The organism is Kitasatospora sp. NPDC001119, assembly GCF_053598475.1.
The window spans coordinates 93,248-107,167 of the sequence record NZ_JBSFKI010000034.1 but is presented as its reverse complement, the minus strand read 5'-3'; the positions used below and the strand labels follow the sequence as shown (position 1 = coordinate 107,167).

Annotated in this window: 12 protein-coding genes; 6 read left to right on the top strand and 6 right to left on the bottom strand. The window is 73.9% G+C overall.

Annotated elements, in window-relative coordinates:
• Window positions 1-217: 217 nt before the first annotated feature.
• Window positions 218-2,329 carry a phosphocholine-specific phospholipase C gene (locus ACWDD9_RS33540; protein ID WP_380745641.1) on the top strand — a complete coding sequence of 704 codons (2,112 nt, stop codon included), beginning with the start codon at window positions 218-220 and terminating at the stop codon, window positions 2,327-2,329.
• 80 nt (window positions 2,330-2,409) lie between these two features.
• On the opposite strand, the gene pcp is transcribed toward ACWDD9_RS33540, so the two are convergent.
• The 6 genes from pcp to ACWDD9_RS33510 form a co-directional block, all read right to left on the bottom strand.
• Window positions 2,410-3,093: a pyroglutamyl-peptidase I gene (pcp, locus tag ACWDD9_RS33535; protein ID WP_079272827.1), complete on the bottom strand. Its 684-nt coding sequence runs from the start codon at window positions 3,091-3,093 to the stop codon at window positions 2,410-2,412.
• A 130-nt stretch (window positions 3,094-3,223) separates the two neighbouring features.
• Window positions 3,224-4,417 carry an alpha-hydroxy-acid oxidizing protein gene (locus ACWDD9_RS33530; protein WP_449813679.1) on the bottom strand — a complete coding sequence of 398 codons (1,194 nt, stop codon included), beginning with the start codon at window positions 4,415-4,417 and terminating at the stop codon, window positions 3,224-3,226.
• A 146-nt stretch (window positions 4,418-4,563) separates the two neighbouring features.
• The gene (locus ACWDD9_RS33525) at window positions 4,564-5,796 is read right to left on the bottom strand and encodes an MFS transporter (RefSeq protein WP_449813678.1); all 1,233 of its coding nucleotides are present in this window, start codon (window positions 5,794-5,796) and stop codon (window positions 4,564-4,566) included.
• Window positions 5,797-5,948: 152 nt separating this feature from the next.
• Window positions 5,949-6,677, bottom strand: coding sequence for a MerR family transcriptional regulator (locus ACWDD9_RS33520; protein WP_449813677.1), 729 nt, complete (start codon window positions 6,675-6,677; stop codon window positions 5,949-5,951).
• A gap of 63 nt (window positions 6,678-6,740) precedes the next feature.
• Window positions 6,741-7,655: an alpha/beta fold hydrolase gene (locus ACWDD9_RS33515; protein ID WP_449813676.1), complete on the bottom strand. Its 915-nt coding sequence runs from the start codon at window positions 7,653-7,655 to the stop codon at window positions 6,741-6,743.
• A 95-nt stretch (window positions 7,656-7,750) separates the two neighbouring features.
• A complete protein-coding gene (locus ACWDD9_RS33510) occupies window positions 7,751-8,743 on the bottom strand; it encodes a GlxA family transcriptional regulator (RefSeq protein WP_449813675.1) in 993 nt (330 codons plus the stop codon).
• Between the two features lie 112 nt (window positions 8,744-8,855).
• Between ACWDD9_RS33510 and ACWDD9_RS33505 the strand changes: the two genes are divergently transcribed.
• The 5 genes from ACWDD9_RS33505 (at window position 8,856) to ACWDD9_RS33485 (ending at window position 13,745) form a co-directional block, all read left to right on the top strand.
• Complete coding sequence (locus tag ACWDD9_RS33505) at window positions 8,856-9,497, top strand: HD domain-containing protein (protein ID WP_449813674.1); 642 nt, start codon at window positions 8,856-8,858, stop codon at window positions 9,495-9,497.
• A gap of 201 nt (window positions 9,498-9,698) precedes the next feature.
• Window positions 9,699-11,162, top strand: a complete 1,464-nt coding sequence (locus tag ACWDD9_RS33500; protein WP_449813673.1) for a DUF2079 domain-containing protein — start codon at window positions 9,699-9,701, stop codon at window positions 11,160-11,162.
• A gap of 145 nt (window positions 11,163-11,307) precedes the next feature.
• Window positions 11,308-11,733 carry a GntR family transcriptional regulator gene (locus ACWDD9_RS33495; RefSeq protein WP_449813672.1) on the top strand — a complete coding sequence of 142 codons (426 nt, stop codon included), beginning with the start codon at window positions 11,308-11,310 and terminating at the stop codon, window positions 11,731-11,733.
• An 84-nt stretch (window positions 11,734-11,817) separates the two neighbouring features.
• Complete coding sequence (locus ACWDD9_RS33490) at window positions 11,818-12,750, top strand: ABC transporter ATP-binding protein (protein WP_449813671.1); 933 nt, start codon at window positions 11,818-11,820, stop codon at window positions 12,748-12,750.
• Window positions 12,747-13,745: a hypothetical protein gene (locus tag ACWDD9_RS33485; protein ID WP_449813670.1), complete on the top strand. Its 999-nt coding sequence runs from the start codon at window positions 12,747-12,749 to the stop codon at window positions 13,743-13,745. The genes ACWDD9_RS33490 and ACWDD9_RS33485 overlap by 4 nt, the downstream gene beginning before the upstream one ends.
• The last annotated feature ends 175 nt before the right edge of the window (window positions 13,746-13,920 follow it).

Here is a 13,920-nt window from a genome sequence, read left to right as displayed (position 1 = left end):
GTACTGCAGGGGGGACCCTGTGGGAGAGTAGGACGCCGCCGAACAATTCTTCAGAAGAACCCCCATCCGGGTCCCGGATGGGGGTTCTTCGCGTTGTCGGGGTGTTGGTCGAATGATCATGCGGCGTTCGCTGGAGGACCGTGTACATGACGGTTCGTGGGCCCCTATGGTCGAGCCTTCTCGTCCGACCATGCACTCACGACGCGAAGGACACCACGTGGCCTCCATCGACCGGCGCCGTTTCCTCCAACTGGGCGGTGCCTCCGCGGCCGCCGCCGGCCTCGCCGCTTTTCCGCCCGCGGTTGCCAAGGCCATGGCGCTGCCCGCGATCGGCAGGACCCGTTCGATCGAGGACGTCGAGCACGTCGTCATCCTGATGCAGGAGAACCGTTCCTTCGACCACTACTTCGGCACCCTGCGCGGTGTCCGCGGGTTTGACGACCCCCGGCCCACGCTGCTGCCGAACGGCCGGCCGAACTGGCACCAGCCCGCCGCCGCCGTGAAGACCGGCCGCTACCACGACCGCGGCCTGCCGGCCTCCGAGCAGGAGGTGCTGCCCTGGTACATCGACCCCCGGAACACCACCGAGTACCAGGCCGGTACCGACCACGGCTGGAGCAGCGGCCACCTCGCCTGGAACGAGGGGCGCCACGACCAGTGGGTGAACCAGAAGCAGGACGTCATGACGATGGGCCACCTCAAGCGCCAGGACCTGCCGTACCACTTCGCGCTGGCCGAGGCCTTCACCGTCTGCGACGCGTACTTCTGCTCCGTCCACGCCGACACCGCCCCCAACCGGATCTACCTCTGGACCGGCACCAGCGACCCGCGCAACGCGTACGGCCGCCGGCCCAACGGGCCCGGCCTGTGGGAGCGCAACGACACCAACGGCTACACCTGGACGACGTACCCCGAGCGCCTGGAGTCGGCCGGGGTCAGCTGGAAGCTCTACCAGGGCGGTTCGGGCGAGCCGGGCACGCCGACGGACAACTACACCGACAACTCGCTGATGTTCTTCGAGCGGTACCAGGTGGCCGAGGGCGCGTCGGGTCCGCTGGTGGAGAAGGGGGCCACCGACCACACGCTCAAGGAGTTCCGGGCCGACGTCGAGCAGGGCCGGCTGCCGCAGGTCTCCTGGATCGTCCCGCCGTACAAGTACAGCGAGCACCCCTCCGCGACGCCCACCGACGGCGCGTACTACATCAACCTCGTACTGGACGCGCTCACCGCGAACCCCGAGGTCTGGGGGCGGACCGTCTTCCTCATCAACTACGACGAGAACGACGGCCTGTTCGACCACGTCGTCCCGCCGATGCCGCCGGTCGCCAGCCGTCCGGGCGGCCCGGGCATGGTCTCCGCCGACCTGGAGGCGAGCCTCGGCGACGAGCTGCTGGACCTCTCGAAGTACCCGGGCGAGATGAGCCCGCTGGTCCCCGGCGCAGACCCGGGCGGACTCCAGCCGATCGGCCTCGGACCGCGGGTGCCGCTGATGGTCATCTCCCCGTGGTCGCGCGGTGGTTGGGTCTGCTCGGAGACCTTCGACCACACCTCGGTCCTGCGGTTCCTGGAGGCCCGATTCGGCATCGAGGAGCCCAACATCAGCGCCTGGCGCCGGTCGGTCTGCGGCGACCTCACCTCGGCGCTCGACTTCCGGGGCACCGACGCGCGGCGCGTCCGGATCCCGGTGCCCGCGCCGATCGCCTCGCAGGGCAAGCCCTACCAGGTGCCGCTGCCGCAGCGGATGCCCACCCAGGAACCGGGCACCCGGCCCGCCCGCGCCCTCCCGTACGACCTGCGGGTCAACGAGGAGGAGACGGACACCGCCGGGCAGTTCCGGCTCGAACTGGAGAACCGGGGCTCGGTCGGCGCGTGGCTCTACGTCTACGACCGGACGGCGCCGACGGCCGCCCCGCGCCGCTACACCGTCTCGGCCGGCGACACCTTCGCCGACTTCTGGCCGCTGACCGGCGCCGGCGACTACCACCTGGCCGCCCACGGCCCGAACGGCTCGGTGCAGGAGTTCGAGGGCACGGCCCGGGCCGGGCTGGTGGCGCGCTTCGACCCGTCGAAGAACCAGGTGCGCGTCACGGTCGCCAACCACGGGCCGGTGGCCAGGACGGTCACCGCCGAGAACGCCTACGCGAAGGGCTCGAAGCAGAGCCGCTCCCTCCGCCCCGGCGCCTCGGCCCGGTTCACCTTCGACCTGCCCGCCGACCGCCGCTGGTACGACGTCACGGTCGCGGCCGCGGACGGTCCGGCCTTCCGCCGCCGCTGGGCCGGACACCTGGAGAACGGCCGCCCCGGCACCAGCGACCCCGGCCCGCGCTGACCGGACGGGCCTCCGCGGACGGAACCGGCCGGCGCTGACGGGCCCTCGTCGACCGGTCCGGTCGACGGGGGCCCGGGCGGTCAGCCGCCCCGGCGGGGCAGCCAGGTCCGTCGGCGCGGGCCGGCCACCGTGCCGACGGGCGGCGAGTGGAGGGCGGCCACGGCGCTGCGGATCAGGATGCGCACCCCCTCGGCCGCCGTCTCCGCCGACATCGACGCGCTCGTGTCCCGGCCGGACACCTGGCTCGGCAGGTACGGCAGACGCGCGAACCCTCCGCGCAGCTCCGGGCGTTCGGTGGCGATCAGGTGCGCCAGCCCGTAGAAGACGTGGTTGCAGAGGTGGGTGCCGGCGGTGTGCGAGACGGTGGCGGGGATCCCGGCCAGCTGGACCGCCGCCACGCAGGCCTTGACCGGCAGCGAGGAGAAGTAGGCGGCCGGGCCCTCCGGCACGACCGGCTGGTCGACCGGCTGGTTGCCCTTCCGGTCGGGAGCGCGGACGGCGTCGTCGAGGTTGACCGCCACCCGCTCGACCGTGAGGTCCGGGCGGTTGCCGCCCTGGCCGGTGGCGATGACCAGGTCCGGCTCGAACCGGGCCACCGCCCGGCGCAGTTCGGCGATCGAGTCGCCGTACACCCAGGGCAGCCCGGCGAACTCCAGGGCCACTCCGGCCGGCGGACCGGCGGCGACCAGCCGGCCCGCCTCCAGGGACGAACTCAGGGGATCGCGGCCGAACGGTTCGAAGGCGGTCAGCAGGACGCGGATGATGGCGGACCTCCCAGCGTACGGGAACGTACGGAACCGATTTGTGCCTTCGAGCGTAGGGCCGTCCCGAATGTCCCGGCAAGCCCCGCAGGTCGGGGTCGGGCACCGTTGGACACCGGGACTTCACCCGGCGTCAGGTCCGGCGCAGCGCGCCGTCCGCACGGAGCGAGTCGAGGGTGGGGTAGCCGTCGACGGCCATCAGGAGGTCGGCCTCGGCGAGCAGCGAGCGCAGCACGTGGACGATGCCGTCGGTGCCCTCCAGCGCCAGGCCGTAGGCGTACGGGCGGCCCACGCCGACGGCGGTGGCGCCGAGGGCGAGCGCCTTGACGACGTCGGTGCCCGAGCGGACGCCCGAGTCGAAGAGGACGGGCAGTCCGTCGGCGGCCGCGACCACGTCGGGGAGCACGTCGAGGGCGGCCAGGCCGCCGTTGGCCTGGCGGCCGCCGTGGTTGGAGCAGTAGACGCCGTCGACGCCGCCGTCCCTGGCGCGGCGCACGTCCTCGGGGTGGCAGATGCCCTTGAGGAGGATCGGCAGGTCGGTGAGCGAGCGCAGCCAGGGCAGGTCGTCCCAGGTCAGCGGGTTGCCGAAGACGCCGGCCCACTCCAGGACGGCCGCCCGCACGTCCTCCTCCGGCGTCTTGGCGAGGCGGGCGCGGAACACCGGGTCGGAGGTGTAGTTGGCCAGGCAGTGGCCGCGCAGCTGCGGGAAGTTGGCGGTGGCCAGGTCGCGCGGGCGCCAGCCGGTGACCCAGGTGTCCAGGGTGACGACGATGCCCCGGTAGCCCGCGGCCTCCGCCCGGTGGACCAGGCTCTCCGCCAGTGCCCGGTCGGTGGGGGTGTAGAGCTGGAAGAAGCCGGGGGTGTCGCCGAACTCGGCGGCCACCTGCTCCAGCGGATCGACCGTCAGGGTGGAGGCGACCATCGGGACGCCGGTCCGGGCGGCGGCCCGGGCGGTGGCCAGGTCCCCGTGGCCGTCCTGCGCGCACAGGCCGATCACCCCGATCGGCGCCATGAACAGCGGGGTCGGCAGCCGCTGGCCGAACAGCTCCACCGACAGGTCCCGCGTGCTCGCGCCGACCATCATCCGCGGCACCAGGCCCCACCGCCCGAAGGCGGCGGCGTTCGCGCGCTGGGTGGCCTCGTCGCCCGCGCCGCCCGCGACATAGGAGAGCACCGAGGGCGGCAGTGCCGCGCCCGCCCGCGCCTCCAGCTCGGCGAAGGCCATCGGCATCGTCGGCAGGACGCCGCCGAGCCCGCGCAGGTAGATCTCGGTCTGGTAGTCGCCGAACCGCCCCTGGAACGCGGGGTCACTCTGCTGGTCGACCATCCGCCGGCCGTCCTTCCGTCCGCACCCGCCCGGGACCGTCCCGGCCGACGCCGCCCGCCCACCCCGCAGGACGGGCGGGCGGGTCGACGGCACCCCGGCATTCTCGCCACGAACCGTGCCGACGGCCAGGGTCGGGGCGCGGGTGTTCAGGGTGTCGGCTCGGGACGCACCCGGTGGCCGTACCGCCACACGGTGGCCGCGGCGAGCAGGGCGACCGCCCCGCCGAGCAGCATGACCGTGGCGGGGGAGGAGTGGTCCACCACCAGCCCGCCGGTCAGCGCGCCGATCGAGAAGCCGGCCTGGAACGCCGAGGTGAAGACCACCCCGGCACCCTCCGGGGCGTGCGGGGCGGCGGCGAGGAACCAGCTGAGCGAACAGACCGGGACGGCGCCGTACGCCACGCCCCAGAGGGCCAGCAGGACGGCGGCGCCCGGACCGCCGGTGCCCAGCAGCGGCAGCAGCAGGGCCGCGGCGGCGAGCAGCACGGCCGCCGTGCCGAACACCGGACGCAGTGCCCCGGCCGCCCGGCCGCCGGCCAGGACGTTGCCGAGCAGTCCGGCGGCGCCGTAGCCGAGCAGCAGGGCGGTGACCAGGCCGGGGCCGGCGTGGGTGGTGCCGGTGAGGAACGGGGTGACGTAGGTGTAGCTGCCGAAGTGGGCCGGCACGATCAGGAAGGTCACCGCGATCCCGGTCCGGGTGCCCCGGCAGGCCAGCAGTGCGCGCAGCACGCCCAGTCCGGTGGCGGTCAGCGGGGGCAGCGGCGGCAGCGACCGCAGGAGGGCGGCCAGCGCGAGCACGGTCAGCGCCGCCATCGCCAGGAAGGCCGCCCGCCAGCCGGCCACGGAGCCGAGGAACACCCCTGCCGGCACGCCGAGCACCGAGCCGAGCGGGACGGCGGAGAAGATCAGCGTGTTGGCCCGGGCCTGCCGGTGCTCCGGGACGAGGCGCGGGGCGAGCCCGGAACCGATCGACCAGAACGCCCCGATGACCAGACCGAGGGCGACCCGGGCGGCCAGCACCGCCCAGTAGGCGGGGGCCAGGGCGCTGAGCAGGTCCGCCAGGGTCAGGACCAGCAGCAGCGCGCAGAGCATCGTCCGCCGGTCCGCACGCCTGGTCGCGACGGTCACCACGGGGGCGGCCACCGCGGCGACGATGCCCGGCAGGGTCATCATCAGCCCGGCCGTGCCGTCGGAGATCCGGAAGGTGGCGCCGATCGGGGTCAGCAGGCCGATCGGGAGGATCTCGGTGGTGACGATGGAGAAGACGCCGGTCGTCACGGCGAGGACGGCGAGGGTGCCGCCGCCGTTGCGGGGGCGGGACTTCGGGGTGGGCGGCTTCGGGGTGGGCTGGGTCGAGCTGAGGGTGGTGCCGGTCGGCATGCCGGAGGTCCCGTCGGTGGGTGGTGGGTGTGTCACCCGAAGTCCACCAATCCGACCGGGGGTTGGGCTGGCGTGAATCCGACGTCAACGCTTCCGCGCGGGGCCGGCGGTCCGGCGTCGCCCTGCGGTTCGGCGCGGCCCGGGGCCCGGTGCTAGTCGGCGGCGTGGCGCTGTCTGGCGCGGTGCGCGATCTCGCCGAGGATGCGCTGCCAGGTCGGCGAGGCCTCGGCGAGCCGGGAGAAGATCACCGCCTGGTTCCCGGGCCGGCTGCTGTCCCGCCCGTGGGCGACCTCCCACGCGTCCAGGTCGTCGATCAGCCGGTCCACGCGCGGATCGTCCGGTGCCCAGTCGAGCGACTGGTCGCAGAGCAGGAACAGCCGCGTCGTCTCGGGGTCGTCGAAGCTTGCGTTCTTCTCCTGGATGCCCCGGCGCATGGCCTCCGGGTCCAGGGCCTGGTGCAGGATCCAGGTGTCGCGTTCGAGCCGTACCGACTGTTCGCCGACCCCGAGCGCGCGCATCCGGTCCAGGATGGCGACCACCTCGGGTGGCAGGGCGAGCCGTTCGCCGCTCGCCAGGTCGGCGATCCGGCGGCGGTGCTCGGCGAGCTGCTCGATCCGGCGCTCCAGTTCGGCGTCGAGCTCGGCGACGGCGGCGGCGAACTCCTCGGGCCGTGCCCGCAGCATTTCGTCGATCCGGGCCAGCGGCACGCCGGCGTCGGCGAGCGTCCTGATCCGGATGAGGTCGACCGCCGCCTGCGCGCTGTAGCGGCGGTAGCCGGAGCCGTCGCGTTCGGGCTCGGGCAGCAGTCCCACCTGGTGGTAGTGGCGCACGGTGCGTACGGTCACGCCGGCGGTCGCGGCGAGTTGACTGATCGTCAGCACCGGTGCGCTCCTGTCGTGTTGACGGCCTGCGGCCGGGGTGGTGCCAGGGGCTGGGGTCGAAGTCTAGGCGCGGCCCGCCCGGTCCACGACGTCGCGGATCGCCTGGACCACGGCGTCGGCCCGCTCGAAGACGAACTGGCTGTGGCCGGTGTCGGGGAGGATACGCTGCTCCCCGTCCGAGACGGCGTCCACCATGGCCGCGTACAGCCGCGTCTTGCCGTCGTGCATCGCCCGCAGGGCCTCCTCGGACATCAGTGCCTGCTGGCCGGGGTCGACGCCCAGCGGGGTGAGCGCGATCAGCGGGACGTCGGGCAGGTCCGCCCCGGCCCGCAGCTCGACGGCCAGGTCGGCCATCGAGGCGCGCTCGGCGATGCCGGCGTGGATCCAGCGCTCGCTCACGTGGTACTCGACCACCGCGTCCCGGACGTCCGCCGGGAAGTCCACGAGCAGTTCCGCGGCCATCTGCCGGATGCCCGGGAGTGCCTGCCGCAGCTGCTCCTCGGTGGGCGACAGCCGCACGCTGGCGGCCAGGCTCGCCTCGGCGGGCATGTAGTCGTCCCAGTCCCGGTGGAAGGCGTCCAGCCAGACCAGCCCGGCCACGTCCTGCGGGTAGCGCTGGGCGAAGCCGTGGGCGTAGGCGCCGCCGAGCGAGTGCGCGACCAGGACGTACGGGCCGGGGACGCCCTGGGCGTGCAGCAGTTCGTGCAGTTCGGTCGCCACCTCGGCGGCGGTGCGCGGCAGGGCGGCGTCGTCGCTGAAGCCGGTGCCGCCGCGGTCGTACACCACGGCGGTGGTGAACCGCGAGGCCCCTTGCTGGACGCCGAAGTAGTCCAGGCCGATGGCGCTCGCGCCGGGCAGGAGGACGACCGCGGGCCCGCCCGTGCCCTGGCGGTGCAGGTAGAGGCGGCGGCCGTCGATCTCCTGGAAGCCGCCGACCGGGGGGTGGAGCGGAGTGCTGGAGGTGCTCTCGTTCGTCATGTGGCAAGCCTGCAACCCTGACGTAGCGTCAAGGTCAAGCGTCCGGTCGCGGGACTTCCCCGGGAGGGGTCGGGCCGCCGGTGCGGGGGTGCCCGTCAGGGGCTCGGGGCGTTCGGGGCGGCCGTGGTGGTGAAGCGGTTGCGGAACTCGGTGGGCGTGGTGCCCAGCCGGCGGGCGAAGGCGCGGCGCAGGGTCTCGTCGCTGCCCAGGCCGCTGAGCCGGGCGGCGGCGGTGATGCCGTGGCCGTCGAGGAGCAGCTGTTGGGCGCGGTCGAGGCGGACGCGCTCGACCCAGCGGGCCGGGGTGGTGTTCAGCTCGGCCTGGAAGAGCCGGGTCAGGTGGCGGGTGCTGACGGCGGCCGCGGCGGCCATCGCGGGCAGGCTGTGGTCGGCGCCCGGGTCGGTGAGGACGGCGTCGGTGAGCGTGCGCAGCAGGCCGCTGCGGGCCGGCGGGGTGGCCAGGGCGGTGGAGAACTGCGACTGGCCGCCCGGGCGCTGCACGAAGACGACCAGCTCGCGGGCGATGGCGCGGGCGGCCTCGGCGCCGTGGTCGTGCTCGACCAGGGCGAGGGCGAGGTCGATGCCCGCGCTGATGCCGGCGCTGGTGTGGTAGCGGCCGTCCCGGACGTGCAGGGCGTCGGGTTCGACCCGCACCCCGGGGTGGCGGAGCGCGAGGGCGGTGGCGTGGCGCCAGTGGGTGGTGGCCCGGCGGCCGTCGAGCAGCCCCAGCGCGGCGAGCACGAAGGCGCCGCTGCACACCGAGGCGACCCGCCGCGCCCGCCCGGCGAGGCCCTCCGCGACGGCGAGCAGGGGCGCGTCCGGGCCCCGGGCGGCCAGGTGGTCGGCGCCGGCGACGACCAGGGTGTCGAGGGGTTCCCGGGGGCCGAGTGCTCCCTGGACGTCGTCCGGTGCGGCGGTGTCCGCCAGGGCCACGCCGTTGGAGGCGGTGACGGTGCCGCCGCCCGGGGAGACCAGGACGGTCCGGTAGGGGTGGCCGAGCCGGCCGGCCTGGTGGAACACCTCCAGCGGACCGCTGACGTCGAGCAGCGTCACCCCGTCGAACACGAGGAAGGCGACCAGGCGCGTCATGTCTGAATCCGAGGTCCGGCTGTCCGTACCGACATGGCGGCAGCGTACGCCACCGGGCGAGGGTGGAGGAGTCGACCGAACAGCCCCCGAAACGAATGAACGCGGAGGAACCATGACGAACGAGACGATCGCGGGCGTGCGCGTCCCGGACAGCGCCCTGGCCCGGGAGGCGACCGAACTGGTGCGGGAGGCGGCCTCGCCCCTGCTGTTCGACCACTCGCGCCGGGTGTTCCTGTTCGGGGCGCTGCGCGGCGCCGAACAGGGGCTGGAGTTCGACCCGGAGCTGCTGTACGTGGGCGCGATGTTCCACGACCTCGGCCTCACCGGCCGCTTCGCCCGGACCGACCAGCGGTTCGAGATCGACGGTGCCGACGAGGCCCGCCGCTTCCTGGCGGCCCACGGCATCACCGGCGAGCCGGCGCAGCGGGTCTGGACCGCCATCGCCCTGCACACCACCCCGGAGATCCCGCTGCACATGGCGCCGGAGATCGCCCTGGTCACCCGCGGCGTGGAACTGGACGTGCTGGGGATCGGCTACCACGCGATCTCCGCGGAGCAGCGGGCCGCCGTGGTCGCGGCCCATCCGCGGCCCGACTTCAAGAACCGCATCCTGGCCGCGTTCACCGACGGCATCAAGGGCCGCCCGGCCACGACCTTCGGCAACGTCAAGGCGGACGTGCTCGCCCACTTCGTGCCCGGCTTCGAGCGCGGCGACTTCGTGGAGGTGATCAAGGGCTCCGAGTGGGAGGAGTGAGCCGGGGCGGGGCCCTCGGCTGAGGGGTTCTGGTCGCGGGCGCTGGCCGTGGGCGTTGGTTGCGGGCATCGGTCGGGGGCGTTGGACGCGGGCTTCTGAGGGCAGCCCGGGGGCCCGGTCGGCGTCGCTCGGCCGGGTTTGACGGGGGATCGGGGTTCCACCACCCTTCCACTAATCGAATAGTGAAAGGGTACTTTGCCGATGCCCGCTCCCTCCTCCGTGTCCCGGGCCGTTCCGAGCACGGCCGCTCTTCCGTCCGTACCGTCCCGCGCCCGCCGCCCCGCCCCGCTCGCGTGGGGCCTGGCGGCCGGGTTCGCCGCGCTGTACGCCTGCGTCGCCGTCAACCGGCACCGGCGCGGCCTCACCAAGGCCTACGACCTGGGCATCTTCGAGCAGGCCGTCCGGGCGTACGCCCACGGGCAGGCGCCGATCGTGCCGCTCAAGGGCCCCGGCTACCACCTGCTCGGGGACCACTTCCACCCGCTGATCGCGGTCCTCGCCCCCGCCTACCGGGCCTTCCCGAGCCCGCTCACCCTTGTCGTCGCCCAGGCGCTGCTGATGGCGCTGGCCGTCGTCCCGCTGACCCGCTGGGCCCACGAGGTGGCCGGGCCGCGGGTGGCGCTGCTCGTCGGCTGCGCCACCGGGGCCTCCTGGGGGATCGTCCGGGCGGCGGCCGACGACTTCCACGAGATCGCCTTCGCCGTCCCGCTGATCGCCTTCGCCGCCACCGCACTCGGCCGGCGCCGGCCGCTCGCCGCCGCGCTCTGGTCGCTGCCGCTGCTGCTGGTCAAGGAGGACCTCGGGCTGACGGTGGCCGCCGTCGGGGTCCTGATCGCTTGGCAGGCCCGGCGGGAGCGGCACAGCAGTCCACTGCCCGGACTCGCCCTCGCCGCCGTCGGGCTCGCCGCGACCGCGCTCACCGTGCTCGTCGTGCTCCCGGCGTTCAACCCGAGCGGGGGCTTCGACTACTGGCGGCAGCTGGACGGCGGCGGGCAGGGCGGGCAGGCCTCGCTCTGGGAACTGCCACTGCGGCTCGGCTGGCCGCCGGTCAAGTGGCTGCTGCTGTTCCTGCTCGCCGCCACCGCCGGCTTCATCGGCCTGCGCTCGCCGCTCCTGCTGCTCTGCGCGCCCACCCTCGCCTGGCGGCTGTTCTCCTCCAACTCGCACTACTGGGGCGTCAGTTACCACTACAGTGCGGTGCTGATGCCGATCGCGTTCGCGGCCCTGGTGGACGTCCTGCGCCGGGTTGACGCGCGCCGCCGCGTCGAGGTGCGCCGGGCCAGGCGCGGACTCGCCGTCAGTGCCCTGGTGGCCGCCGTGACGCTGCCGCTCTACCCGCTGCACGAGGTGGTGATGCCCGAGGCCTGGCGCACCTCGCCCCGGCTCACCGAGACCCGGGCGCTGCTCCACCGGATACCCGACGACGCCACCGTGGCCGCCTCCAACCGGCTGGCGGCCCAGCTCACCCGCCGGACGGAGGTCACCCTGGTGTGCCGGGCTCCGGAGGGCCCTGGCCCGCAGTGGGTGGCCGTCGACCTGCGCGACCCGAGCGTGCAGGCCCCGTGCGCCACCGCCGACACCGCCCGGATGCTGGCCGTCTACCGGGAGCGCGGCTACCGGCCGCTGGTCGAGCAGGACGGCCTGCTCCTGCTGCAACGCCCCTGAGCCGCCTCCCGGGTCGGACAACCCCCGAGCACCGGACAACCCCAGACCCGACAGCTCCAGACCGGGCACCCCCGGGTCCGGCTTGACCCGCGCGGCGCCGTGCGCCACCATTCCACTATTGAACTAGTGAAAGGCTGAATCGCCGGTGATCGAGTACCGCATCGAGCGGCGCAGCGGCGTCTCCACCTACCAGCAGATCGTGCAGCAGACCAAGCAGGCCCTGCGGCTCGGACTGCTCCAGCCCGGAGACAAGCTGCCGACCGCCCGAGAGGTGGTCGAACTGACCGCGATCAACCCCAACACCGTGCTGAAGGCCTATCGCGAGCTCGAACGCGAAGGCCTCGTCGAACCCCGCCCGGGGCTCGGCACCTTCGTCCGGCGCTCGCTCGCCCGGCCGGAGGCGGCGGCGGACGGGCCGCTGCGGGCGGGCCTGGTCGGGTGGGTGGACCAGGCCCGGGAGGCCGGACTGGAGCGCGAGGACATCACCGCGCTGATGGCCTCCGTCCTGGAGCAGCGCTTCGACACCGGGGTCTCTGCTTCTGGGACCTCCGACTCCGACACCGGGGCCTGAGGTCCCGACGCCGGGGCCCGAAACCCCGACACCGGGGCCTGCGGCTCCCCGGCAACACCGAACCGAGAACAGTGGGGGGACCGGGTGGACGACCCGACGACCACGGCGCCCGCGACGGCGCCGGCCCTGGAGGCCGAAGGCCTCGGCAGGAGGTACCGCGGCGGCTGGGCGCTGCGCGGCTGCGACGTCACCGTCCCGGCCGGGCGGATCTGCGGCGTGGTGGGCCCCAACGGCGCGGGCAAGAGCACCCTGCTCTCCCTCGCCGCCGGCCAACTCGCGCCCACCGAGGGCAGGGTGCGGGTGCTCGGCGCCACCGCCGGTGCGCCCGAGCTGCGCGCCCGGGTCGCCTACGTGCCGCAGGACAAGCCGCTCTACCCGGGCCTCACCGTCGCCGAGACGCTGCGGATGGGCCGCGAGCTCAACCCGGTGTGGGACGAAGCCGTGGCCCAACAGATCGCAGAGCAGGGCGAGTTGAACCCCAAGGCGCGGATCGGCTCGCTCTCCGGCGGCCAGCGCACCCGGGTCTGCCTCGCCCTCGCCCTCGGCAAGCTCCCCGACCTGCTGCTGCTCGACGAACCGATGGCCGACCTCGACCCGCTCGCCCGGCACCAGCTGATGGGCACCCTGATGTCGGTCGCCGCCGAGCGCGGCGCCGGGATCGTACTGTCCTCGCACATCCTCCCCGAGCTGGACGGCGTCATCGACCACCTGCTCCTCGTCCAGCGCGGACGCGTCCGGCTGGCCGGTGACCTGGAGGAGATCCTCGACGGGCACCGACTGGTCACCGGGCCGGCCGCCCAGGGTTCCTCCCTGGCCGCCGAGACGGTGGTCGAGCAGCGCGTCAGCGGCCGCCGGGCCGTCGCCCTGGTCCGCACCGACGAGCCGGTGGACGGCGACTGGGAGAGCGAACGCCCGAGCCTGGAGGACCTGCTGCTCGGCTACCTCCGGGCCTCCGCCGACACCTCCGCCGACAACCCGAACCACGTGAAGCCCGACCCGAACGGGGTGGCCGCATGAGCACCGACCTCCTGCCCGACCGGGCCCCCACCTCCGCACCCGCCGACCGGCGGCCCGCCACCCCCGCCCTGCGCGGGCTCATATGGCTGACGCTCCGTCAGAACCGCTTCCTGCTCTGGACCCTGGGCGCGCTGCTCGTCCTCGCGGTGGCGGACCTCGTCTGGATCCACGTCGCCCTCCGCCACATCATCGGCGTCCTGCGGCGGACCGGCTGCTACTACCCCGACTCCTGGTCCGAATCCGAGTGCTGGGCCCTCCTCGCACCGATCAACCGCCCCAACTTCTGGTACCTGGAGGTCCTCCAGCCCGCCGTCACCGTCCTCCCGCTGCTGATCGGCGTGTTCATCGGCGCCCCGCTGCTGGCCCAGGAGTACGAACGCGGCACCATCCGGCTGATCCGCGCCCAGTCCGTCAGCCCGGCCCGCTGGCTGGCCGTCCGCCTCGCCGTCCCCGGCCTCGCCGTCCTGGCCGTCAGCGGTGTGATCGCCGTCCTGATGACCTGGGTGTGGTGGACGGACATCGCACACGGTCCGGACGCCTTCGACCCGCCGTTCCAGTTCTTCACCTACCCGGCCATCGGCCTCGCCCCGGTCGCCTGGTCCCTGTTCGCGCTGGCCCTCGGTGTCCTGGTCGGCCAACTCGTCCGCCGCACCCTCCCCGCGATGTTCGCCACCGGCGCCCTCGTCGCCACCGCCCACGGCCTGGTCGTCTGGGCCCGCCCGCTCTTCTACCCGGTCGTGGAACAGGTGGCCCCCGTGGGCACCGCCCAGCCCACCAACGCCTGGCTCATCGACCAGGGCGTCATCTTCCCCGACGGCACCCGCGTCACCACCGACTCCTGCGCCCTCAACACCACCTGCAACACGGCCAGCGCCTCCTGGCTCCGCTTCCACCCGGCCGCCCACCTCACTCCCATCCAACTCGTCGAAGCCGGCATCCTCCTGGCCCTTGCCGCGGCCCTCCTGATCGCCGTCTTCCGCCGCATTCGCGCCTGAGGCGACGGTTGTCCGCGGCGACGAAAACCGTCGCCGACAGTTCCTATTCCTCGTCAATCCCCCGGCATCGCCGGGGGATTTTCCATGTCCGAAACCGCCTGGTCGGGCGGCTCTTCAGGTGTTCGATGACAGGAAATACGTTCGCTTTCCGGTGCCGTTGAAATGGCCATCCGAA

Bases quoted from the DNA above. Each gene is read 5' to 3' on its own strand.
- ACWDD9_RS33530 (WP_449813679.1), bottom strand. From the start codon at position 4,417: ATGGTCGACCAGCAGAGTGACCCCGCGTTCCAGGGGCGGTTCGGCGAC.
- ACWDD9_RS33525 (WP_449813678.1), bottom strand. From the start codon at position 5,796: ATGCCGACCGGCACCACCCTCAGCTCGACCCAGCCCACCCCGAAGCCG.
- ACWDD9_RS33515 (WP_449813676.1), bottom strand. From the start codon at position 7,655: ATGACGAACGAGAGCACCTCCAGCACTCCGCTCCACCCCCCGGTCGGC.
- ACWDD9_RS33510 (WP_449813675.1), bottom strand. From the start codon at position 8,743: ATGACGCGCCTGGTCGCCTTCCTCGTGTTCGACGGGGTGACGCTGCTC.
- ACWDD9_RS33505 (WP_449813674.1), top strand. From the start codon at position 8,856: ATGACGAACGAGACGATCGCGGGCGTGCGCGTCCCGGACAGCGCCCTG.
- ACWDD9_RS33500 (WP_449813673.1), top strand. From the start codon at position 9,699: ATGCCCGCTCCCTCCTCCGTGTCCCGGGCCGTTCCGAGCACGGCCGCT.
- ACWDD9_RS33485 (WP_449813670.1), top strand. From the start codon at position 12,747: ATGAGCACCGACCTCCTGCCCGACCGGGCCCCCACCTCCGCACCCGCC.